The 23,486-nt window shown below is 58.9% G+C and carries 20 protein-coding genes; 12 read left to right on the plus strand and 8 right to left on the minus strand.

From position 1 onward, the window contains the following. Nucleotides 1-161 precede the first annotated feature (161 nt). Nucleotides 162-485, plus strand: coding sequence for a hypothetical protein (locus tag M4NBBH2_RS08940; RefSeq protein ID WP_116270659.1), 324 nt, complete (start codon nucleotides 162-164; stop codon nucleotides 483-485). Between the two features lie 107 nt (nucleotides 486-592). Here M4NBBH2_RS08940 and ygfZ read toward each other — a convergent pair whose 3' ends face one another. Next, nucleotides 593-1,498 (minus strand): CAF17-like 4Fe-4S cluster assembly/insertion protein YgfZ, encoded by a 906-nt coding sequence (ygfZ, locus tag M4NBBH2_RS08945; protein ID WP_116270660.1) that lies wholly within the window; start codon nucleotides 1,496-1,498, stop codon nucleotides 593-595. 115 nt (nucleotides 1,499-1,613) lie between these two features. After that, nucleotides 1,614-2,606 (minus strand): LysR family transcriptional regulator, encoded by a 993-nt coding sequence (locus tag M4NBBH2_RS08950; RefSeq protein ID WP_116270661.1) that lies wholly within the window; start codon nucleotides 2,604-2,606, stop codon nucleotides 1,614-1,616. A 199-nt stretch (nucleotides 2,607-2,805) separates the two neighbouring features. On the opposite strand from M4NBBH2_RS08950, the gene M4NBBH2_RS08955 reads away from it, so the two are divergent. From M4NBBH2_RS08955 to M4NBBH2_RS08990, 8 genes are all read left to right on the plus strand, one after another. Further along, entirely contained in the window at nucleotides 2,806-4,428 is a 1,623-nt protein-coding gene (locus M4NBBH2_RS08955; protein ID WP_116270662.1) for an NAD-dependent malic enzyme, read from the plus strand. Nucleotides 4,429-4,603: 175 nt separating this feature from the next. Continuing rightward, on the plus strand, nucleotides 4,604-6,049 hold the full coding sequence (locus M4NBBH2_RS08960) for a DASS family sodium-coupled anion symporter (protein ID WP_116270663.1): 1,446 nt from the start codon (nucleotides 4,604-4,606) through the stop codon (nucleotides 6,047-6,049). A gap of 13 nt (nucleotides 6,050-6,062) precedes the next feature. After that, nucleotides 6,063-7,352, plus strand: a complete 1,290-nt coding sequence (locus tag M4NBBH2_RS08965) for a nickel-dependent lactate racemase family protein (RefSeq protein ID WP_174703625.1) — start codon at nucleotides 6,063-6,065, stop codon at nucleotides 7,350-7,352. Between the two features lie 190 nt (nucleotides 7,353-7,542). Then, a complete protein-coding gene (locus tag M4NBBH2_RS08970) occupies nucleotides 7,543-8,184 on the plus strand; it encodes a nitroreductase (protein ID WP_116270664.1) in 642 nt (213 codons plus the stop codon). A gap of 400 nt (nucleotides 8,185-8,584) precedes the next feature. Next, the gene (locus M4NBBH2_RS08975; protein WP_116270665.1) at nucleotides 8,585-9,526 is read left to right on the plus strand and encodes a LysR family transcriptional regulator; all 942 of its coding nucleotides are present in this window, start codon (nucleotides 8,585-8,587) and stop codon (nucleotides 9,524-9,526) included. Between the two features lie 109 nt (nucleotides 9,527-9,635). Continuing rightward, complete coding sequence (locus M4NBBH2_RS08980; protein WP_116270666.1) at nucleotides 9,636-10,649, plus strand: NAD-dependent epimerase; 1,014 nt, start codon at nucleotides 9,636-9,638, stop codon at nucleotides 10,647-10,649. Nucleotides 10,650-10,668: 19 nt separating this feature from the next. Next, a complete protein-coding gene (locus tag M4NBBH2_RS08985; RefSeq protein WP_116270667.1) occupies nucleotides 10,669-11,835 on the plus strand; it encodes a nucleotide sugar dehydrogenase in 1,167 nt (388 codons plus the stop codon). Continuing rightward, complete coding sequence (locus M4NBBH2_RS08990; RefSeq protein WP_116270668.1) at nucleotides 11,835-12,869, plus strand: glycosyltransferase; 1,035 nt, start codon at nucleotides 11,835-11,837, stop codon at nucleotides 12,867-12,869. The genes M4NBBH2_RS08985 and M4NBBH2_RS08990 overlap by 1 nt, the downstream gene beginning before the upstream one ends. 121 nt (nucleotides 12,870-12,990) lie before the next feature. Here M4NBBH2_RS08990 and M4NBBH2_RS08995 read toward each other — a convergent pair whose 3' ends face one another. Then, nucleotides 12,991-13,194 carry a hypothetical protein gene (locus tag M4NBBH2_RS08995; RefSeq protein ID WP_022444382.1) on the minus strand — a complete coding sequence of 68 codons (204 nt, stop codon included), beginning with the start codon at nucleotides 13,192-13,194 and terminating at the stop codon, nucleotides 12,991-12,993. Between the two features lie 319 nt (nucleotides 13,195-13,513). Between M4NBBH2_RS08995 and M4NBBH2_RS09000 the strand changes: the two genes are divergently transcribed. The 3 genes from M4NBBH2_RS09000 (at nucleotide 13,514) to M4NBBH2_RS09010 (ending at nucleotide 17,200) form a co-directional block, all read left to right on the plus strand. Beyond that, nucleotides 13,514-14,467: a LysR family transcriptional regulator gene (locus M4NBBH2_RS09000; protein ID WP_116270669.1), complete on the plus strand. Its 954-nt coding sequence runs from the start codon at nucleotides 13,514-13,516 to the stop codon at nucleotides 14,465-14,467. 221 nt (nucleotides 14,468-14,688) lie between these two features. Continuing rightward, nucleotides 14,689-16,215 (plus strand): flavocytochrome c, encoded by a 1,527-nt coding sequence (locus M4NBBH2_RS09005; protein WP_116270670.1) that lies wholly within the window; start codon nucleotides 14,689-14,691, stop codon nucleotides 16,213-16,215. A 622-nt stretch (nucleotides 16,216-16,837) separates the two neighbouring features. Beyond that, entirely contained in the window at nucleotides 16,838-17,200 is a 363-nt protein-coding gene (locus M4NBBH2_RS09010) for a helix-turn-helix domain-containing protein (RefSeq protein WP_116270671.1), read from the plus strand. Between the two features lie 179 nt (nucleotides 17,201-17,379). Here M4NBBH2_RS09010 and M4NBBH2_RS09015 read toward each other — a convergent pair whose 3' ends face one another. The 5 genes from M4NBBH2_RS09015 to M4NBBH2_RS09035 form a co-directional block, all read right to left on the minus strand. After that, nucleotides 17,380-18,030 (minus strand): ferric reductase-like transmembrane domain-containing protein, encoded by a 651-nt coding sequence (locus tag M4NBBH2_RS09015; protein ID WP_116270672.1) that lies wholly within the window; start codon nucleotides 18,028-18,030, stop codon nucleotides 17,380-17,382. Nucleotides 18,031-18,436: 406 nt separating this feature from the next. Next, nucleotides 18,437-19,321: an NrfD/PsrC family molybdoenzyme membrane anchor subunit gene (gene nrfD, locus M4NBBH2_RS09020; protein WP_116270673.1), complete on the minus strand. Its 885-nt coding sequence runs from the start codon at nucleotides 19,319-19,321 to the stop codon at nucleotides 18,437-18,439. After that, entirely contained in the window at nucleotides 19,318-19,911 is a 594-nt protein-coding gene (locus M4NBBH2_RS09025; RefSeq protein WP_022444041.1) for a 4Fe-4S dicluster domain-containing protein, read from the minus strand. Before M4NBBH2_RS09025 ends, nrfD begins: the two co-directional genes overlap by 4 nt. A 13-nt stretch (nucleotides 19,912-19,924) precedes the next feature. Further along, nucleotides 19,925-22,567 (minus strand): molybdopterin-containing oxidoreductase family protein, encoded by a 2,643-nt coding sequence (locus M4NBBH2_RS09030; protein WP_116270674.1) that lies wholly within the window; start codon nucleotides 22,565-22,567, stop codon nucleotides 19,925-19,927. A gap of 277 nt (nucleotides 22,568-22,844) precedes the next feature. Continuing rightward, nucleotides 22,845-23,465 carry a response regulator transcription factor gene (locus M4NBBH2_RS09035; RefSeq protein ID WP_116270675.1) on the minus strand — a complete coding sequence of 207 codons (621 nt, stop codon included), beginning with the start codon at nucleotides 23,463-23,465 and terminating at the stop codon, nucleotides 22,845-22,847. Between the last annotated feature and the right edge of the window lie 21 nt (nucleotides 23,466-23,486).

Here is a 23,486-nt window from a genome sequence, read left to right on the forward strand (position 1 = left end):
CATAGGAAGCAATCATAACCGCGGCGACATGCGCCGAATCCCGGAGTAACCCGGGAAACTGTGGTTTCCGAGGTAATACATCTATCATCAGTAAACTAACCGGTTATCAGGGCGGCTTCCGCCTGCCCTTTCTCCTCATTTCTTCTGAATTCAGGATCGCTATGCCAGACACCACGACTCTCATCATCACGCGCTGCGAAGAAAAATCGGGTGAAGTCCTGGTGTACGGACGGGAGACGTCGGATCCTGACACCGCGGAGCGCCTCCTCTTCACGAAGAAGGGGCGGCTTCGGGCGTTCAGTCAGACGCAGGTCGCGGTGGAGTTTTATGACGGAGCGACGGAGTACTACGACGCGCGGGGCGCGATGGTGATGCCGGGCTTCACGGCAAACGGCGCGGCGGACACCCGATGGATCAAGTACGCGATGATCGCGGTCGTCATCCTCATCATCGTCGCGACCGCGATGGGAGTGCCGATCGGATAAAGATCGCTTTCATCCGAAGACCGCTCTTCTTCACCCCAAAATAGAAAGCGGAGTTCCCTCTGAAGGAACTCCGCTTTCGTCAATCAATCAATGAAACTTAAAGCCGCTTACTTCGTCGTCTGGAAGAGGAAGTACGTGGTGCCGGCCGCCTTCACGGACTCGACGACGATTCCGAGCTTCTCCTCAAACGTGAAGTCAGAGCCCGCGGCCGGGACATCACCCTCGGTCTTCGCGAAGACCATCGTCTTCCCGAATTTCGCCATGTTGTTATGGACGCGCGAGATCACTTCCTGTCCCGGGTAGCAGCCCTTGTTGTAGGTCACGCCGCCGAGCGTGTCGTAATTGATCGCCTGCGGGACAAATTTCGACATGGAGCTCGTGAACACCGTCGGAACGCCGGCGGAGATTTCAGCGAGCCACCAGAAGGCTTCGGGAACGCGGGTGCCGGCGAGAGCCGCGATCTGATCCGCGGACCCAAGAACGAGGAGGCGTTCCGCCGGGGTTTCAAAGCCGGGGACGGGTTCCTCCGTCGGAATCACGCGGCCCGCGATCGCGCCATTCGCGCGGGCGGTGGTCCAGAGGCAGGGCGGCACTTCGAGCCCGGCGGGGGCGAGAGCGGCTTTCAGATCGTCGTTCGACCCCATCACGCCCGCGACCTTCACCGTGTCCGAGACGTCCTCGAACTTCACCTTGGAGCGGAAGATATAGATGCTGATCCGTTTCAGAAACTCCGGCAGCGTTTCGCGCGGCACCACGAGGAACACAGACTCCTCGTTCTCCATCACGATACGCGGGGTCGCGAGCAGCCGCCCCTTCACTTCGGCCCAGCCCGCGAGTTTCATCGCGTCGCCGAGACCCGTCACACGGACGCAGAAAAGCTTATCGAGAAGATCCACGGCGTCCTTGCCGCTCGCGCGGACAACACCCAGACCGGCAAGCTCCGTGATAAGAGGCCGGTTCGCCGCGAGAGAGAGTTCATCTGCAGAAAGTTCCCAGCTTCCGTTATCGCTCATGTTCTTTGGTTCCTTTCGGGTTGTGTTGTGAAACGTGAGAAAACGCGTAATTCCGAGCGTTTCTCTCTGAATTGACCGAAAGGATACACGCGTTAAAAGAAAATAACGCGGCTTTTTACGATTTTGATTGGGGTACGAAACCTTCGGGCATCGGAATCCCAAGCTTCCCGTACCAGAACTGCCACTGGTTCGCGAAGGTCGCGAAGACGCCTCGCTCCACGTACGCCATGAGTTCCCGGAGCACCTTGTCGTCCTGCGACCCCGCCCGGCAGTAGACGTGATAGTGCCAGGGCTCGCGATGCCACCCTTTCAGCACCGGGAAGACAAAGCCGCTCGCAAGGTAATCCGACACAAAGCCGGGCGTGAGGTCAATCGCGAGGCCTTCACTCGCGAGCAGCATCTCGCGGCACGCCGCGGCGTCCCCGTGCTGCACCCGGTGACCCCGGTCGATGTAATAGGTCTCGGTTCCGTTCTCGAGCTTATTCGAGTACCCAAGGTTCTGCGTGTAGCGAAGGAGGATTGTGTGGTGCTTCAGATCCTCAATCGTTTCCGGGAGCCCGTACTTCCGCTCGTACTTCTTCGTCGCCATGATGAAGGAGTAGCAGATGCCGGCGGGAAGCGCGAAGAGCCTCGGATCCGGCCGGTAGTAGCTCCCGAGTGACACATCGGTTTTCCCCGCGATCAGCGCCGGGAGCCCCGAGTCCGCTGAGATCTCGACCCGGACGTCCGGGTGCCGGTCTTCGTACGTCATGATCTGGCTGATGAGGGTCACGCGGTTGAGATTCATCGGGAGACTGAGCCGCAGTGTCCGCTTTTCGCCTTCCCGGGCTTCAAGCGCGTGGACTTCACTCGCGAGTTCCAGCGCGTCACGCCTCGCCTTCACCATCTTCTGCGCGAAAACGGCGAGCCGTGTCCCGGTTTCAGTGAGCACCGCGGGCCGCACGCGGCGGTCCAGAATTCCGACCCCGAGTTCCGTCTCAAGCCCCGCGATGAGGCGGCTCGCGACAGAAAGATCAAGCGACTCCGCGGCCGCGGCTTTCGCGAGCCCGCCGGTTTTCCGGCAGGCGGAGAGCAGCGACCAGGCTTCAAAATTATCGGTTTTCCTCATCTTTCGGGCCTTCCCGGCGTTACGTCTGACGCTCTCATTCTAGCTTGTTAAATCAGCAAGTAAAGTTTGCCGCTTTGTCATTCACTAATTCTTTCGGACTACATATATTGTCCAGTAACGGAGAAAAGCGCCGAAGCCTGATTCATCGGGCTTCCGGCCCGATTCCCCAACTCTCAATCTTGAAGGACGGGAAATAAAGATGACTGAAACTCTGAAAGGCAATGCCCTGCTTCAGAACGGGACACTCAGCAAAGGAACGGCTTATACGGCGGAAGAGCGGAAGGCGCTCGGACTCACGGGACTTCTCCCCCCGATGCCAGCCTCGATCGGCATGCAGGAAGAAGCGATGATGGAGGTCTATCACAGCTTCTCCACACCGCTTCAGAAGAGCATCTTCCTCGACGCGCTCCGCGCGGCGAACGAGACGCTCTTCTTCCGCATGCTGATGGATAACGTGGATGAGCTGCTCCCCGTGGTCTACACGCCGACCGTCGGTGACTTCTGCAAGCAGTACAGCCATCTCCTCCGCTTCCCCCGCGGCATGTTCCTCTCGATCGAGGATAAGGGGCATCTCGCGGAGATCCTCAATAACGCCCCGCAGAAAGAAGTGGACATGATCGTGGTGACAGACGGTGAACGTATCCTCGGTCTCGGGGACCTCGGCATCAATGGTCACGGGATCCCGGTCGGGAAGCTCGTTTTCTACACCGTCTGCGCGGGCGTGGACCCGGCGAAGTGCCTCGGGATCACGCTTGATGTCGGCACGAACCGCGAGCGTTATCTCAAGGATCCGCTCTACCTCGGCCACCGTCATGAGCGTGTCCGCGGGAAGGAATACGACGAATTTATTGAGGAGTTCTTCCAGGCCGTGAAGGCGAAGTGGCCGAACTGCGCGATTCAGTTCGAGGACTTCGCGAACCAGAACGCGTTCCGGCTCCTTGACCGCTACCGTAACCGCTACGCCTGCTTCTCGGACGACATTCAGGGGACCGCCGGAGCGGTCGTCGCCGGTTTCTTCTCCGCCTGCCGCGCGAAGGGCACGAAGGTGTCAGACGAACGGATCATGTTCCTCGGGGCCGGTGAATCCGGCACGGGTTCCTCTCGGCTCCTTGTCGAGGCGATGAAGGAAGAGGGGCTCACGGAAGAAGAAGCCCGCTCGAAGATCTGGCTCTTCGATATCAATGGCCCGATTTCGACGCGCCGCAGCGATATCGCGGACTACATGAAGCCCTTCGCGAAGGACGTGGATCCGAGCCTGACGTTCGAAGCCTATGTCGACCTCGTGAAGCCCACCGCGATTGTCGGACTCTCCACCTGCGGCGGCGCGTTCACTGAGTCGATTGTCCGGAAGATGGCCGCGATGAACGACCGCCCAATCATCTTCGCGCTCTCGAACCCGAACTCGCACTCCGAATGCTCCGCGGAACAGGCTTACGAGTGGACCGACGGCTGGGCGCTCTTCTGCTCAGGCTCCCCGTTCGAGCCCGTCACCTATAACAGGAAGACCTTTGTGCCGCGCCAGGGCAACAACTACTTCATCTTCCCGGGGATCGGGCTTGGCGCGATTCTCTCTGGCTGCACCGGGATTCCGCCTGAAGTCCTGCTTCTCGCGAGCCACACGGTCGCGGACTGCGTGACAGACGCGGATCTCGCTCAGGGGTCGCTCTTCCCGCCCTCTTCCTTCATGCGGAAGATCAGCCACGACATCGCGGTGAACGTGATCCGCAACGCCCAGAAGACCGGACGCTGCGCGAGAACCGATATCCCGGCTGACCTCGATCAGTACGTGACGGACTACATGTATTCGCCTGAGTACCGGTAATCCATGAAAGGCCGCGAGTCGGGTCCCGGCGGTTTCGGGCCCGGCTAGCGGCACCCCCCCACGCCTCCCCTGGCTTCCCTCTCCGCCCGGGTCCGTTACTTCGATATCGGACCAGGCCAGGGGCAGGCGTCCCTAAATTCGCGGTTCGGGCGGATTTTCTGATCGGATGCCTACCATGTCTGATACAAAAAGTAATGAAGCACCCCAGCCTCAGCCCTCTAAAACGGAGTGGTGGCGAGCGGCGATTCCGCTCGCGGTGCTCCTCATTCTCTGGTTCTGCCCGCTGCCGGATGGCCTGAGCGCCAAGGGCATGCACATGTTCGCGATTTTCGCGGCGACGATTGTGAGTATCCTCACCGCGCCGCTTCCAACCGGCGCGATCATGTTTATCGCGCTCACGGTCGCCTACTTCACCGGGACGCTCACGCTCAAAGAAGACCTCGCGGGGTTCTCGTCCGGCACCGTGTGGCTCATTTTCTCGGCCTACATTCTGTCGCTTGGCTTCGTGAAGTCCGGTCTCGGAAAGCGGATCGCGTACTTCATGCTCTCGAAATTCGGCGGCAGCTCTACCGGTATCGCCTATTCGCTCGGTCTCGCTGACCTCATCATGGCGTCCGCGATGCCGTCTGTCACCGCCCGAGGCGGCGGCATCATCATGCCGGTCGCACGTTCCATCTGCCGTGTGATGGGGTCGGAGCCAGGTGAATCCGGAAAGAAGATCGGTGACTACCTCATGATGACCTGCTTCCAGGTCACGCCGATCACGGGCGGCCTCTTCATGACCGGTATGGCGGCGAATCTGCTCGCCGTGCAGCTCGCGAAGGATCAGCTTGGGATCCAGCTCACCTGGGGCGGGTGGACGCTCGCCGCCTTCGCGCCCTGCGTCGCCGCGTTCCTCATTCTCCCCTGGTTCACGAAGCTCCTCATCCGCCCGACGATGAATCACACGCCGGAAGTGAAGGTGCACGGGAAAGAAATGCTCGCGGAGCTTGGACCGCTCTCCACGCAGGAGAAGAAGGTCGCGGTGGGCTTCATCCTCGCGCTCCTTGGCTGGGGCACCGCGATCCTCACGGGCTTCAACGCGAACGCGATCGGTATCGCTGTGGTCGCGTACCTGATGGTCACAAAGGCCCTTGAGTGGAAGGACGCCCTCGCTGAAAAAGCCGCCTGGGACACGGTGGTGTGGTTCGGTGTCTTCATTTCACTCGCGACCGGTCTCTCGAAACTCGGCTTCATCAAGTGGTTCACGGGTGTGGTCTCGGCGCAGCTCGCGGGTTCCGCCTGGATCGCCGCGTTCCTGCTCCTCCTCGTGATCTATGTCTACACGCATTACCTCTTCGCGACGGTGGCAGCTCACGTGATCGCTATGTATGTACCGTTCGCCGCGGTCGCCATTGCCTGCGGCGCGCCGGTGGGACTCGTCGCGATCGCGTTCTGCATCTTCTCTAACCCGATGTGGGGTCTCACGGAATACGGTTCCGGCCCTGGCCCGCTCTACTTCGGTCAGGGGTACTTCGAGCGCCCCAGGTTCTATGCCCTTAATTTCGCCGTGATCACGATGGATGTGGTCGTGATGCTTGCGGTCGGCATCGCCTGGTGGAAGGTAATCGGTCTCTATTGATAGGAATGGAAAAATGACGCTGAAGACGTATGAGCTCCCGTATGGCGACACCGTGAAAACCGTGGCGCTGCCGGAGGACGAAGTAATCGCTGAAGTCCGGACGAAGTCCTTCACCCCGATCCCGAAGGAAGCGGTGAAATCGAAGATCCTCGAAGCGATCCGGAACCCGATTGGGATCGGACCGCTCGACGAACGGGTGAAACCTGGCGACACCGTCTGCTTTATCTGTAACGACCTCACCCGCGTCGCGAATTCGTTCGACTTCATGCCGGTGTTCCTGGATGAACTGAACCGCCTCGGGGTCCCGGATGACCACATGAAGATCGTCTTTTCGCTCGGAGCCCACCGGAAGATGACGCGGGACGAGATGGCGGAAGCGGTGGGGGAAGAGGTTGCCGCCCGTGTCCCGATGTTTAATTCCGACTGCTACGCGGACCAGGATTTCGAGTACTTCGGGCAGACGACGCGCGGGACGCCGGTGCTCATCAATAAACTGCTCTGCGACGTCGACCACGTGATTCTCACGGGAACGATCGTCTTCCACTACTTCGCGGGGTTCGGGGGAGGCCGGAAGGCGATTCTCCCGGGGTGCGCGGCGATGGAAACGATCCGCATGAATCACCAGTGGATGATGGATGACCGCGTGGGGCTCGGGATCACCACAGGCAACCCCTGTTACGAGGACCAGGTGGAAGGCGTGGAGCGGTTCGCGAAGGGCCGCGACCTCTTCCTCTTCAACGCGGTGCTGAACGCGAAGCACGAGTTCCTCCGGATGTACGCCGGGCACTGGGTGAAGGCGCATCTCGAAGCCTGCAAGTTTGTCCGCGAGGTCTACGGCGTTCCCATCCCGCGGGAAGCCGATCTCGTGATCGTGAGCTGCGGCGGGTACCCAAAGGACATCAACGCGTATCAGATGCAGAAAACGATGGATAACGCGAGGATCGCGGTGAAGAAGGGCGGAGCCGTGATTCTTGTCGCCGAGTGCCGCGAGGGAAGCGGGAATCAGAAGTTTGAGGACACCTGCCGGCGGCTTGGGAGCTACGACGCGATCGTGAAGGAACTGAAGGAACACTTCGTGATGGGCGCGAATAAGGCGTTCGCGGTCACGCGGAATATGCAGAAAGCGCCCTACTTCCTCGTGTCTTCCCTCGACCCGAAGCTTGCGAAGGAACTCATGTTCGCGGGCTGCGTGACGACGATTGAGGAAGCGCTTGCTCTCGTCCGCCCGATTGTGGGCGAGCATCCGTCTGTCATCCTGATGCCGGAAGGATCGCTCACCGTCCCCCTTTTGCCTGAAAACTGAGAAGGAATAAGACAACCGGTACTCACATACCACTCTCTGCTCAGAAGTGTTTTTTTCAGGCGGCAGATGGGGCCAAAACCGCAGAATCGGCCCCATCTGCTCTTTTTTTTCAAACACACATATAGTTTTCGCTCTATAAGGAGCATAATTATTGTAGTAACCGGGCTTTCCGGGTAGAGGAGAAACATATATGGATTTCGATCTGGTTCTGCGTTCACGTCACTCCGTCCGCGTCTTTTCCGAGAAGCCTGTGACCCGCGACATTCTGCGGAAGATTGTTGAGGACGCTGGCCGCGCGCCGTCCTGGGTGAATGCTCAGGAGTGGCATGTGTACATGGCGACCGAGAAGACGCTGAAGAACATCCGCGCTGAATACATGGCGCTCGCCGAAAAGGGCGACCAGGGGATGGCAGACTACGGCATGCCGCACCGCGAAGAGTGGTCGAAGCTCGCTCAGGAGCATATGGCCGGGTTCCACAATCTGATCGCCGCTGAAGGCGTCGGCCAGACGATGGCGGGTGTCGAAGACATGCTCTTCAACGCGCCGGCTGTGGCTTTCATCACGATGCCGAAGGGCGCTTCCCGCTGGGCGGTGCTCGACCTCGGCGGTTTCACCCAGACGATGCAGCTTTCCGCCTTCAATAAGGGCCTCGGCTCCATCGCCGCGTATAACCTCGTGAAGCACCCTGAAGTGCTTCGCCGTTATCTCGACGTTCCGGAGACGGACGACATTGTGGTCGGTGTCGCTCTTGGCTACGAGTCTGACGATAAATTGAATCAGCTCCACACGGTGCGTGAACTCGTTGACCGCGTCGTGACGTTCAAGGACTGATTGAGGCGGCCGCCGGAGAGTGACTTCTCCGGCATCGGGTTCAGGGCGAACACATGGATCTCCTTCAGAATTGAGGGAGATCTTTTTTATGCCTGCTGTTTTTTTAAGAAACAGAAGAAAGCGGGACGATGGCTGGTTCCGCGAAACGCGGACAAAAAAAGGGGCTGACGAAACCACCTGTTAGACGTCAGCCCTCAGACTCAATTCATTTCAGAGAGTAAATGCCACGAAGTTCCAACATTTTTTTCCTTGCGGAATCAAACATCTGAACCCTGACAGGGAAAATATTACCCGCGGCGGGTTATTTTCCATATGGAGAATTTCTCTTTCTCTGTTGCGGTTTCGTTCAACAGCCTCTTCGCTATAATCTCAACATTGAATTTCCTTATGAATCACAGGCATGGCTAAAAATTCCGCTGAAAAAGCGTTGGAAAGCATCCCCTCGATGCGGCTTCTGGTAGCGGTTTGCCGTAAGAAGTCACTCACGGAAGCGGCGAAGGGACTCGGGATGTCGCTCTCCGCCGCGAGCCATCAGCTTTCGGTGCTGAAGGACGCCGCGGGAGACCCCCTCTTCCTCAGGACCGATAAAGGGCTCGCGCCGACCTCCGCGATGAAAGAGCTCCTCCCGAAGCTTGAATCGATCATCGACGCCGTGGATTCGCTCCGGAAACCCGCGGTGTTTGACCCCGCGACCGCGAAACGCGATATCCGGATCCTCACGTACGACATGGGGTACCTCGCGTTCGTGCTTCCCGTGGTTCCGAGGCTTCAGACTGAGTCCCCGGGACTTCGGATCAATGTGGATTTTCTCGAGAGCCGTGAGTTCGCGCTGAATGAGCTGAGGCTCGGGAAAGCGGATCTCTGCATCAACCCGGGGCTCCTCAATCAGAGTGACGTGGTGTCGCAGCCGCTCGGGAAGGTGGAATACCGGCTCATGGTGCGGCAGGGGCATCCGCTTGAAGCGATCTATCAGGCGGAGGGCCGCGTGACGCTTGAAGAAATCGCGCGCTTCCCGCAGTTCATTCCGTCGACGCGGCAGGGCGGCTACAACCGCCCGTGGCTCGACGTCATGGCGATGGGAGCCCCCGTGATCGCCTGCAACTACTTCAATGTTCCCCCCTTTGTCGTGAAGCGGACAGACGCCGTAGAGTGGATTCCGTCGCCGCTTGCCGCGGAGTGGGAAGGCACCGGGCTCTTCACCGTGATTCCGCTCGCCGGGGAAAACCGCTCGGTCTTTACTTCCCGCCTCTTCTGGGCCGCGCGTGATGAGCGCGATCCACTGAATCAATGGCTTCGGTCGCTTCTCCTCAGCTACGCGCACGACCACTATCCGACGGAATAAAAATGAAACGGTTTTGCTACACCGAAACAAGCCGCTTTTTGAGGAGCGGCGGGCATTTTGGCACTACAATCGATTGATTCGGTTTTTTCCGATTGAATAGGCAATACAGATGACTTCAGCACTACCCAGGACCATTCTCGTAACGGGCGCCGCTGGCTTTATCGGCAGCGCGCTTTCGAAGCGCCTTCTCTCTGAAGGCTGCCGCGTGATCGGTATCGATGACTTCAACTCCTACTACCCGGTGGAGCTGAAGGAAGCGCGCGTCGCGGATATCGGTCCGAACCCGGCTTTTACGCTCGTGCGCGGGGATATCAGCGATAAGGCGCTCCTGGAGAAAGTCTTCTCGGACTATGAGCCTGAGGCGGTCGTGAATCTCGCGGCGCAGGCCGGTGTCCGCTATTCAATCGAGAACCCGGACGCGTATACGCGCTCAAACCTCGTCGGGTTCGCGAATCTCCTCGAATGCTGCCGGCACCACAAGGTCGGGCACTTCGTTTTCGCGAGCTCCTCCTCCGTCTACGGAAAGAATAAAAAGGTGCCGTTTTCTGAAGACGACCGCGTCGACTTTCCGGTGAGCTACTACGCGGCGACGAAGAAAGCGAATGAACTGATGGCCGCGAGCTACGCGAACCTCTATAAGCTTCCGCTCACCGGTCTCCGCTTCTTCACCGTGTACGGCCCCTGGGGACGCCCCGATATGGCTCCCTGGCTCTTCACGGACGCGATCCTCGCCGGACGCCCGATCAAGGTCTTCAATAACGGCGACATGATGCGTGACTTCACCTTTATTGACGACATCGTGGAAGGCGTGGTGCGCGTCATTGGCCGGGTGCCTCAGGGTGACTTCCCGTACGAGATCTTCAATATCGGGAACCATTCGCCGGTCCGCCTCATGGACTTCATCCACGAGATCGAGAAGGCGTGCGGGCGAGAGGCCGAAAAGATCATGCTTCCGATGCAGGCGGGTGACGTCCCGGTGACGTACGCCGACACCGCGAAGCTTGAGGCCGCGGTCGGGTTCAAGCCCGCGACGCCGCTCTCCGTCGGCATTCCGAAGTTTGTCGAGTGGTTCAAGTGGTGGAAGGCCGAATCCGCGAAGAGCGCGGACTCCAAAAAGCATTAAGAAGGGATAAGAAGTCAAGATGAAAATCGCAGCAGTCGGAATCGGCTACGTGGGTCTCTCGAACGCGGTGCTTCTCGCGCAGCATCACGATGTGGTGGCGCTCGATATCGTGCCGCATAAGGTTGACCTGATCAACGCTCATAAGAGCCCCATCGTGGACCGCGAGATCGAGGAATTCCTCGCGTCCAAACCCCTTCACCTCCGCGCGACGACCGATAAAAAGGAAGCGTACGAGGGAGCGGACTTCGTGGTGGTCGCGACGCCGACGGATTACGACCCGAAGACGAATTTCTTTAATACGTCGTCCGTGGAGTCCGTGATCGATGACATCCTCGCGATCAACCCGGACACCACGATCATCATCAAGTCGACGATTCCGGTGGGCTACACCGCGGCACTCAAAGAACGCCTCGGGATTGAGAACGTGATCTTCATTCCGGAGTTCCTCCGCGAGGGGCACGCGCTCTACGATAACCTCCACCCCTCCCGCATCGTGATCGGTGACCACGGCGACAAGGCCCATGTCTTCGCGACCCTCCTCGTTGAAGGGGCTGAGGATAAGGACGTGCCGGTGCTTTTCACGAATTCCACCGAAGCCGAGGCGATCAAGCTTTTCTCGAACACCTACCTCGCGATGCGTGTCGCGTTCTTTAATGAGCTCGACACCTACGCGATGAGCAAGGGGCTCGACTCCCGCGAGATTATCGAGGGCGTCGGTCTCGACCCCCGCATCGGCACGCACTACCGGAATCCGTCTTTCGGCTACGGCGGCTACTGCCTCCCGAAAGACACGAAGCAGCTCCTCGCGAACTATAAGGACGTCCCGGAAACCCTGATCCACGCGATCGTGGACTCGAACCGGATCCGGAAGGACTTCATCGCGGAAGAGATCGCGAAGAAGAATCCGAAGCGTGTCGGCGTATACCGCCTCATCATGAAGTCGGGGTCGGACAACTTCCGCGCGTCCTCGATCCAGGGCATCATGCGCCGCCTGAAGGAAAAGGGCATCGCGCTTGAGGTCTATGAGCCGACGCTTGACGCGGATACGTTCCTCGACACCCCGGTGGAGCACGATCTCGCGGCGTTCAAGTCGCACTGCGACCTCATCATCACGAACCGAAACAGCCCGGATCTCGCGGACGTGAAGGATAAAGTCTTTACGCGCGACCTCTTTGGAAACAACTGATGGCGTCTCCCGTTTCTCATCCGCTGATTTCAGTCATTGTCCCGGCCTATAACGTCGGGGAGAAGCTCGAGGAAACGCTGCGGTCACTCGCGGGCCAGGGCCCGAAGGATGACTCGCGCTTCGAGTTCCTGATTGTGGACGACGGAAGCCGCGATAACACGCTCGAAGTCGCGAAGGCGTTCGCGGCGACCGATCCCCGGTTCAAGGTTCTGCATCAGAGAAACCGCGGCTGCGGTCCGGCGCGCAACACCGGTCTCGATGCCGCGGCAGGCGACTGGGTCGGGTTCCTGGACGGTGACGATATCCTGATGCCGGGAACGCTCGACAAAGTCCTGAAGCTTGGAGCTGAACCGGACGTCAACTGGATCTTCGGGAGCTACGCCGAATTCACGGATCATCGGGACGGGGCTCCGGCTCCGACGACGCCCGAGGGGCTAGAAACCCGGATCCCCGAGATGCCGCCCACCGGCACCCGGATGCGGGCGTTTGACTGGATGAAGGACGCGATTGACCGTCACCACTGGGTTCACTACTGCTGGATTCAGTTCGCGAGACGATCCTGGGTTGAGGCGCATCACTTCCGCTTTCCCCCGAGAAACGTCTTCCATCAGGATATTTTCTGGACCGCGGACCTCGCGGCCGAGAATCCCATCATGGTGTTTTCGCGCGATATCTTCGTCGCGTACCGCGTCTGGAGCGCGTCGACGAGCAATTCGAAGAAGCCCCGCGTCGGTAAGCGCCAGGGCTATTCCTACATGCATATCATCCGGTCGATCGTGCGGCTCGCGAATCGCCTGCGTCCTGAACACCCGGATGTCGCGGACGCCCTGATCCGCCACGCGGCGTTTGAGACCCGCCACTTCTACGGGATTCTGCATCACCGCGCGGTTCCCGCGGACCGGAAGCTGATGGCGAAAGTCTGGTGCCCGGAATACACGCCGGCGCTTTTCTGGCAGGGGCTGCCAAAGACCGGTTCCGGGATTTGGTTCGCCGTGAAGTTCGGGCTCACGCTCTTCAAGTACCGGCACTGCTGATAGAACCCCAAATAACGATTAAACCCCGCTTTGGTTCTTCCAAAACGGGGTTTTCGTTTGCCCCGAAGTCTGAAAGGGCAATAGAAATTATTAAGGTTCTATCAGCTGCTATCAGGCTCACTCAGTGCCAGATCGTCAGCGCCTCTGAGATTAAGACTGCTGTCGCGATGAGCGCGAGCGGCAGGAGCTTGATCGCGTAGTAACGGCGGCCGTGCGCCTCCTCGCCCTTCTGCCTCAGCCAATTCGGATTCACCATGCAGCGGATAAATCCGTACCACGAGATCACGGTAAGAATCGCGAGAACAACAACGAAGAACATCTGCATTTGAAGCGCCTGCGCCTATAAGAAAAGAGAAACGAAGGTGAATAGTATCAAACAATACGACTGAGGCAGGGCAGTGTGCATGCTGCTTCCGTTCCGTGCCACAGCAAAGACTTTGGAGCAGATCGCAAAAATTATCAGATTCTGATAGAAGCTATGCGTATCTATCAGGAACTATCAGGATCTATATAAAAACTGATAGCCATTTCCGGTTCTGAGATGCCTTTAATCTTTCTCCCGGTATAACGTTTACCGTACCCTGAAACCGAAACCAGTTCGGTATACTTTTCCGGTTCAGAGCGGATTTCTGAAGGAATCATTCATGCAGACGAAGGACAACCTCGAAGCGTGGCGCGTTTTCGTTTCCGTTGCCCGCACGGGAAGCATTAAGGAAACGGCGATCGAGCAGAACCTCGATATGTCGGCGGCGTCCCGTCTCCTCTCGTCACTCGAAACCGATCTCGGGTTCCCGTTCTTTGACCGGCATTCGCGCCCCATGGCGCTCACTGAGCGCGGCCAGTCACTCGTCCACCACGCGGAGCAGCTCCTCGCGTACTTCAGCCAGGTGAACGAAATCGCTCGGTCACTCTCCGGAAACGCGGTCCGCTACAAGCTCTGTTATCCGCTGAACGTCGGACGCTCAAACCTTATTGAGCAGCTGAATGACTATAAGAAGATTGATCCGCTCCTCGAATTCGATCTGATGAGCGAGTGTGATCATGAGGATGTGCTTTCGGGGCGAGTCGATATCGCGCTCCTCCCCTACCGGCCGCCGTCCAAAGGTCTCGTGATGTGGTCCGTGGGAAAGGGACTCAACTTTCCGCTCGCGACCCCGGCATACCTGAAACGCCACGGGACGCCGGAGAAGCCGGAAGACCTCACAAACCACAATCTCATTCTCCGCACCGGGCGCAACTACCCGCCCTCCTACTTCCTCTCCCGCGGGAATGAGAAAGCGCCTCTCATCACGAAGCACGTGGTGTTTACGGGTGACGCCCTCTCCTGCAAGGCCGCTCTGATGTCGGACGCCGGGATCGCAATGGACCTGTCGTTTGATCTCTGCCGGCAGGAAATCCTCCGGGGCGACCTCGTTCCCGTGCTGAACGGCTGGCACAGGCTCCCCTGGGAGATGACGTTCGTCATGACGGCGCGCCTTCAGGATAATGAGCGACTGATGCAGTTCTGCCGCTGGATTGTGGAACGTGAAACGATCGACAATGTCGCGCGGTGGAAGCCGATGTTCCTTAAATTCGGCGGAGAAACCGATATCCATTGAGTCTTTAAGGTTTCAGACTCTCTCACTGAACCGCTTGCCTCTCCGTTTTTCTAATCCTTTTTTACGAGGTTTTGGCTTCAGAGATTGTTAAAATCACAATCTCTTCACGCAGAATCGCTGTACCTCCGCCAGTCCTCGCTTCGTACACTTTTTTCTAACGGCGCGCGATCTCGTGAGAAGTCCGCGCGCCCCAGACACTGAAGTATTGAGAGGAGATGGATATGGCGGATCTTTCGAGAAGAGCGTTCCTGGGGACCGGTACGGCAATGGGGCTTGGCGCGATGCTGGCACCGGCCGCGGAGGCGAAACCCTACGACCCGATGCCCGCGAAGTGGGATGAAGAGGTGGACGTGCTGATCGTCGGCTCGGGGTTTGCCGGGCTTGCCGCGGCGCTTGAAGCGAAGAAGAAGAACGCGAACGTCGTCGTTCTCGAAAAGATGCGGACGCTTGGCGGCAACTCCATCATTAACGGCGGCATCATGGCGGTTCCCGGTTCTCCGATGCAGAAGAAGAATGGGATCAAAGATACGCCGGAGCTCCTCGCTGAAGACATGCTGCGGGAAGGCCAGGGGCTCAACGACCCCAACAAGGTCCGCACGCTCGTGAACCAGGCGCTTCCCACCTGGCAGTGGACGCGGGATGAGCTCGGGGTTGAATGGAATATGGATCACCTCGTGCAGGAAGGCGGCCACTCCGTCCCCCGCTGCGCGATTACCGGAAACGGCTCCGGCTCCGCGATCGTGACAAAGCAGATCGCGAAGTGCAAAGAGCTCGGGATACCGCTCCGCACCCGTGTCTTCATGGAAACGATCATCCGGGACACCGATGGCCGCGTGAAGGGACTCAAAGTCCGTGAGGGCTACAAGTTCCGCGATAACACCTCGGGCCGCGTGAAATACATCCGCGCGAAGAAAGGCGTCATTCTCTGCTACGGCGGTTTCGGCGCGGATGTCGCCTACCGCATGCATCAGGATCCGAAACTCACCGATAAGTTCCAGACCACGAATCAGCCGGGCGCGACAAGCGAAGGCTGGCGTGAGGCGAACCGCATCGGCTGCCAGATCATTCAGGCGGATTGGATTCAGTGCGGTCCCTGGAACAACCCGGATGAAAAAGGCATGGGGATCGCGCTCTACTTCGCGCAGAGCGCCGCCGCGATGTTTGGTATCTGGGTGAACTGCGCGACCGGCAAGCGCTTCGTCGATGAGCTCGCGAACCGCAAGGTCCGGGCGGACGCCGTGATCAACGCGGCGAACAAGGGCCAGCTCTGCATCGCGGTCGCGAATAAGGAAGGGATTGAGATGATGCAGCAGATCCACCACAACATCCTCGCGAAGCAGCTGGAGCGCGGCGTGGTGTACGAGTTCCCGACTCTCAAAGCGATGGCCGAGAAATTCAATATTCCGGAAGCCGCGCTGCAGAAGACGGTCGATGAATATAACGCCGGTCTCAAAGCCGGGAAGGATCCGCTGAACCGCTATATCAACAAAGACTGCAAGCCGATGGTGAACGGTCCCTGGTACTGCTCGAAGCTGTCTCCCAAGGTCCACCACTGCATGGGCGGCATCCTCACCGACATGAAGGGCCGGGCGCTTGACTGCACGAACGATAAGCCGATTCCGGGGCTCTACGCCGCCGGTGAGTCAACGGGCGGCGTGCATGGCGCAGTGCGCCTCGGCTCCTGCGCGGTGCTTGACTGCCTCGTGAACGGCCGCATCTGCGATCAGGCGGTGATGGACGAGGCCTGAACCGACTCTTTTGCCCGCGGCGCGGATCTGCAAAAAGGAAATGAGCTCCCGAATAAGGCTCTTCCGCGCCGCCTTTTACTGAATGATCTCCCCTGCCGGAGATTTCTTGATCCGGGTCCGGTTCTCACACGAACCGGACCTCTTTTTTTCCTCAAAGGTCCCCGGAATACGCCTTTCTTTCGGTCTCTCAGCTATACCTTGGGGAACCTCGGGTTTCGCTTTATCGTGATCCCGATGATCCATCCGAAACCGTCAACCTGAAGCGCTCAGGCACCCCCGGAAACGCAACACTTTCTGGCAGTTTCACTTCGCTTTTTTCTTTGTAAATGGTAATAGTTCCTGTTTTTTACAGAACTACTATCGTCGCTAGTTATCTTCATGCTACCGACGCTATCAACCTCCAAAACCCCTTAAAACCGGTATTCCGTGTTAAAAATAAGGCTTTGGTGCCGTACAGAACTGTGGGGACGGTTCTGTTTCAAAGAACAGGAAACGAACCCTGCATCACCCGAATCGGGGAGTAGGAAACTACCCATAACGAGAGAATTTACCCTACCGTAACAAAAAACATAAAAAATTGTTCTATCATAGTGTTAAGAACATTACCTCCATAGGAGGCGAGATGCTGAAGAAAAATAAAGTAGCCCGGATCCACGAACTCTACGAAAAAGAGCACGCGTCAATCAAAACGATCTGCAAGATCCTCAATATCTCCAGGAATACTGTCAGACGGTATCTCCGTGAGACAGAATTCAAGGGATATGAAACACCGCAGCTCGCTTATCTGCGCAATAACCGTGCGGAAGTGAGAGCGATCTTCAATTCCTGCAATAAACGCTGCACCGCGATGCTCCCGATTCTTGAGGAAAGAACCGGGCTGAAGTTCCCGCTGCGGACTCTACAGCGCTTCACGCACCCCTGGCGTCATCGCCGCACGAGAACCGCGGTCTCCTCGGTCCGCGACACTCAGTCAGCGTCTCTCTGATTCATAAAACGGGTCTCCTCTGTCCCTGGGACCCGTTTCGCTTATCCTCTTCAGTTCACCTCGCTGAAGAAGCTTTTTTGCTTTCCAAAATCACGCCGGTCTTTCCTTCCGGCGAAAAAAGATCCCGCGGATTGGACAGAATCCGCGGGATCTTTTTTGGCTTTTAAAGAAACGCCTGATCAGTATTTCTTCGGAAGGAACGCGGTCACCGAGCAGATCACGCCGACGATCGTGACGAGGATCGTGAGGATCCCGAGCGGCATCAGGAGATCCGACGTCTCAATGAGGCGGATCGAGTGGATCGTGAGCGCGATGAAGACAATGCCAAGCAGCCGGTGAACCTGCATCCAGAGGTATTTGCCTTTGAGGAGCGGGATCACAGCGAGAATCACAAGAACACAGGCCGCGATCGTGAGCACGAGACCGCTCGTCTCAGCGAACGGCCGCAGCGCACCCCAGAACGCGGAGAAGCCGCCTTCCGCCGCGTGACGCGCGATATGCGGCACGGGTTCCGTCGCGAACGGCTCAACGAGCGGCGAGAAGATCATGCGGGTGCCCCAGTGGATGAGGGAGAGGAGGATCGCGGAGACGCCGAGCGCCTTATGCCAGAAACCGATCTCCGGGAAGCTCGCTCCGGTGAGCCCGGCAACGAGCCGCGGCTGTGTCATGAGAAGGATCGCGCCCGCGAATGCCTCCCAGGCGAGGAGTCCATCCAGGTAATAGACCTCGTGCATCAGGCTCCGCATATTCGGGGCCGGGGGATCGAGCCAGAGGGTTGCGCCCCACGCGAGGACGGTGATCAGGATCATCAGGAAAACGCTTTTCTTCATGTCTGCGCCTTTTTTGTCAGTTAAGCCGTTGGGCCGGTTTAATCGATTCTGTGGGAATCGGGGGTTTCTGCTTACCACTTATGTGCCATATGGTATTGGAGAAATTTCCGGAAAGCGAGACTTTTTGCAATTCTGTTATTTCTTTCAAATGGAAACCGGTTTTTTTCAATATTTAACGCTGTCCTCAGTTGACAGAAATTTTCTTTTCATAACCAGAAATTAGCCATGCAACGTTATTTTTAACGCCGGCGTCATCGGTCTGACCCTATAGGCGACACCAAAAAAAGAGGGCCCCGGGCGGCGCGCCCCTGGGCCCTTCAAGTCAAGCAAAGGATAGGTCAATCAATCAGTGAATCGTTAAAAAACCCCGGCGGCCCTGTCCCCCAACGCCGCCGGGGAAACACCATTAGACGAGCGGATCAAAGTATCCGGCAAAGAGCACCGACGCCCGGATGCAAAGGGCGCCCGCGAGCGCGAGAACCGCGCAGAGCGGAGCCGCGAACCGCGCCTTTTCCCCAAACACCCGGATCGCGAGCGGGAGGAGGATGCCGGCTGCCACAGCGCCGATCCAGAACATCGCGGCCCAGTCACCGGAAATCAGGCTCATAGCACCGGCCTTAGCGCCTGGGGTCGAGAAACTCGCCGCGACCTGCAGGAGCGCGAAGAGCGCGAGAAGCTCCGAGACCTCGATCACGATGCCGGCCGTCCGGGCCGTGCCCGGAAGCGCCTTCTTATCCCGGAACCCGAGGAACTCCCAGACCGCGAGCGCGCAGCCGAGACCCGAAAGCACCCAGAGGATCGGGATCAGCGCCGTGTGCCAGAAGGTGACGCCGGACGCCTGTGTCAGCAGGAACCCGGAGTACACCGTGACCGCGACACCGACCACGGCAAGCAGCACCGGGACCGCCTTCCGTTCCGTAAAGATCGGAGCCCAATCGGGCTTCACTTTCCCGTAGAGCACCGCGGTGGCAACGAGCGTCAGCACCGCCTGCACGCCTAAGAGGCAGATACCGATCAGCATCCAGGAGCCGAAGTTGAGGCTTCCGCTGATCAACGCGTTAAACGCCGCGAACGGGAGATTCGTGAGGCGCGCGAGGTGCGAGAGCACAAAGACGCAGCCAAGGATCGACGCGATGAAAGAGACGAGCGCGATCCGTTTATCCCGCACGAAGTAGAAAAGCGCCATCAGCATCCCGGAGAGACCGATGAACCAGAGGAAGAACGCGATCGTCCATCCCCAGTGTGCCGCCGCGAGCTGCGGCGTAAGCGAGAGAAAACCTGCGTCTGTCATTTCGCCACCTCGACAAAGAAGTTAGGAAGCGTGCCTTTTTCCTCAAGGAGCTTCACGGTACGGCTGGAAGCGATCTCGCGCGAAATCGCGCTTTCCGGATCCAGGATGTCGCCGAACACGCGGGCGTTCGTGGGGCACGCGGCGACGCACGCCGGGTCCTTCCCTTCCGCCACGAGTTTCTGGCACCCCTCCCCCATGCACTTCTCAGGGAGGCCTGTCAGCGGATTGCTCCACCGAGCGTCATACGGGCACGCCGTAATGCAGTAGTTGCAGCCCATGCAGCGCTTCGGGTCGATCTTCACCTGGCCCGTTTCCGGATCCCGGTAATTCGCGCCGAACGGACACGCCTTGATGCAGGGCGCGTCCGTGCACTGCTGGCACTGGCTCATGATCTGGAACGGACGGCGGTTTCCGTCCATCACGATCTTCTGGATGTTCCCCGGCATCACGCGGCCGTGGATCGGCTTTCCGGACGCCATCACATCGCCGTAATTCGTCTGCGCACAGGCATTCATGCAGGCCGTGCACCCAATGCAGCGCGTCGCGTTGAAGAGATGCGCGAGCTGCTTCTTCGGTTTCATTTCAGTCATTTTTCGCGCTCCTCTAGTCAGAAAGGACCTTCACCGAGACGGACCCGTTATTCGCGAGCGGCCCGAAGACGGGACTCGCATAACCGGTCGCGAACCAGTTGGGATTCACACCCTCTTCCATCCAGTCCGCGGTCTCGGGGCTCATGGCGCGTAAGAGTTTCGATCGTGTGCCGCCTGAGAACCCCGGCATGTGGAGGCACCCCTGCTTGATGCGGTAGGAGAGATGCACGCGGGACTTCTCGGTAAACCCCGTATCGATCGCGCGGATCTCGAGCAGCGCGTTTTCTTTCACTCCGAGACGCGAGGCGTCATCCGGATTCATCACGGCGCGGCGTTCCGAATTCGCGTGCGACCCTGGGCCGAACATCCCGAGACCCGAGTTCCCCTGGAGGTTCTTGCCGGACACCATGTAGAACTCGTTCGGCTTCGAGGGGAGCGTGTACGCCTTCACGGGTTCCCAGGCGGGGAGCCCGGGGACACCCTTCCGGTTCGCTTTGAGGTACGGCCAGAACGCGTAAATCTCCATCTTCCCGGTCGGCGTGTCGAAGGGCTTCTTGTAGGGATAGGTCCCGTAGGCCTTCGGTTTCACGAGCGCCCACCCGTTCGCGTCAAGCGACTCCTTCACGGCCTTCGCCTTCTCCGGATCCTTCGCTTCGAGATCCGCCATCAGTTTCGGGAGCCCGTAGCCTTCTGACAATGTCTTATTCCACTTCCGGAAATCGGCATTCGTCTTGCATTCTTTCGTGTATCCAAGCCGCGCGGCGCGTTCAGGCCACGCGCGGCGGATGACTTCGAGCAGCGGGAAGAGGTCGTCACGGGACTCATTCCCGTCCGGAATCGGAAGCCCCGGGGCGTTACGCTGAATAGCGCCCCCCATCTCGCGCGCGAATTCAATCCCAGTCACGCCGCCCTTTTCGAGGAACATCGTGGCGGGGAGGACATAGTCCGCGTAGTCACACGTTTCCTGCGGCATCACGTCCTGCACCACGACGAGATCGAACTTCATCAGCATCTTTCTCATGCGGTCGGTGTTCGCCTCACGCTGAAGCAGATTCGACGCGGTCACAAAGAGCGCCTTCACGGGGTAAGGCTTCTCTTCTTCGAGTTCCTTCTGCAGCGCGAAGAACGACCCCGGAGCCTCGGGGAAGTAAGCGTGGTCCGCGCGAAGGGTGTTCGTGATTTCCCACGTAGTGCCGTTAGGCGCGGTGCAGGTCTTCGTCTTCCCGTCAAACTTGATCGCGGAGGAGGTGAGTCCGGACCCCTCTTCCACACAGAGACCGCCCTGCTGATCGACGTTTCCGATAAAAGCGTTCGCGGCGCAGAGGAGGTGGCAGAGTTCGACATCGTTGCCGTTCCGGCTCGAGTACCAGTTGTCCTCAAAGACCCCCTTCTTCGTCGCCATGAGGCGGGCGAGACGGACAATGCGGTCCGCGGCAATGCCGGTGATCTTCGCTGCGGCCGCGGGTTCGTATTTCGATGCCTCTTCCGCGTACGCCGTGAAAACGGTCTTCACGGGGATCACGGCTCCAGCCTTCGTCTTCAGCTCACCCTTCCACTCAAGTTCCGGGACGTCTGAGGCGTTCTCAATAAAGGACTGAACCTCCTTTTCCTTCCCCGTCGCGGGATCCGTCACCTTCTCGGTTTTCACGCCGCGGAAGACGACCGTCCCTGCCTTCGTCCTCATCGCGTAGAGCGCCTTATCGGCGTCCGAGTCCGTGCCAGTCAATTCGGCCTTCGTGATCGGGTGACCGTCGTCCGAGCTCACGAGGTACGCGGCGTTCGTCTGCCGCGCGAGGAACTCGGCGTCGTAAAGCTTCTCCCGGATCATCACCTGGAGCATCGAGAAAATGAGAGCGCCATCCGTCCCCGGCACCACCGGGATCCAGTCCGCGGTTCCGAGTGCGGGATCAGGCTGCCAGGGGTTCACGAAGATCACCTTCGCGCCTCGGTCCTTCGCTTCCACGAGCCGGTGCGCGACCCCCATCGGGCAGTTGATCGAGCGGCCGACGAGCATGATCACGGACGCGTGATCGTAATCCGGGTCGATCTTATTCTTTCCCTGATACTTCTTTCCGAACGCGAGAATCCGGCCGGCGTTCCCCGCTGTGTTGCAGGTTGCCTCGTGCCCGATCTGATTGATCGTCCCAAGCGTAAAGGACGCCCACTTCTGAATGCCGGAGAGCGTGTGGCTCGTGTAGACGACGGAGGATTCGCCATACTTCTCGACGATCGGCTTCAATTGCTTCGCGATCCCGTCGAGCGCCTCGTCCCACGAGACTTCCTTAAACTTTCCTTCGCCCCGGGCGCCGACCCGCTTCAGCGGCTTCTTCAGCCGGTAGGGGCTTGCCCAGAGCATCGCGGCCTGAGACGCGCGCCCGCACATGCCGCGCTGCGGATGCGTCGGATTCGGGAACACGCGCACCGTCGCGAGACTCGGCTTCACGCCCGTCTTCTTCATGATGATGAGACCGCATCCGCCGCCGCAAACCTTGCAGGCGACGGGGTTTGCTTCCCACCCTTCTTTCTTCAGGGTTTCAATCTGCTCCGCGATCACTTTCCATGAAATCGCGGACGCGCCGGCAGCGGCTGCCGTACCCGCGAGCAGCGTTCGCCGGGACAGACCGACCCCGGTTCTCCTTTCAGTTCTGGTTTCCATCTCCAATATCTCCCGAAATAGGTCTTTCGAAGGAGCCTTCAAGTGCCGGCAAGCTTTTTTATATCGGGGCCGTGCCTCTCCGGTCTCACCTCAGACCTCACGTTTAGATGATATTTTTCTTTTAAAAACAGATAAATCCGATATTCGTCCCGACACCGTATTGGAGGAATGCCGGGGGTAGTATCAGGGGGTTTCTTATAATACGAAAAGATAACCCCCTGAAAGGTATCGCCTTTAGGGGATGGATTTTTTGAAAGGAACAAAGCGGAAACGCGGTTCAGCGTTCCCCGATTGAAATGAGGAAAGACGCGAGTTCAGCGCTCCCCCGGAGCCCGAGCTTCCGGAGGAGCGAGCTCCGGTGCGCCTGGACGGTCTTCTCCGTAATTCCGAGGCGGTCCGCGACCTGCTTATTGAGGTCGCCCGCGGCAACGCCCTTCGCCACTTCTTTTTCGCGGGGCGTCAGTGTGTCCCAGAGCGTCCGGGCCGCAGCGATCCCGTCCTCCGCCTTCCGGCGCTCGAGATCCGCCTTCACCGCTTTCTCAATCGCCGCGATCAGACGGTCGGCTTTCACGGGCTTCGGAAGGAAGTCCGACGCCCCGTCTTTCAGCGCCTGCACCGCCATATCGATGTCGCCATGCGCGGTCGCGAAGATCACGGGGAGGCGGTTACTGCGGGACGCGAGTTCCCGCATCAATTCAATCCCGCTCATTCCCGGCATCTGCACGTCGAGCACGACGCACCCCGGAATATGCGGGTCGTCAAGCTTCAGAAACGCCTCCGCGCTCGCGTAGGACCGCACGGTCCACCCGGCGCTTTCCAGAATAAATTCCCAGGAGTGGCGTACCGACGCCTCGTCATCCACGACGCGGATCGCCGCCTCCTCTCGCATATCAGCCATGCCTTGCTTCTCCTTTGATTC

Origin of the sequence: Mesosutterella multiformis (assembly GCF_003402575.1) — a bacterium.
Taxonomy (GTDB): Bacteria; Pseudomonadota; Gammaproteobacteria; order Burkholderiales; family Burkholderiaceae_F; genus Mesosutterella; species Mesosutterella multiformis.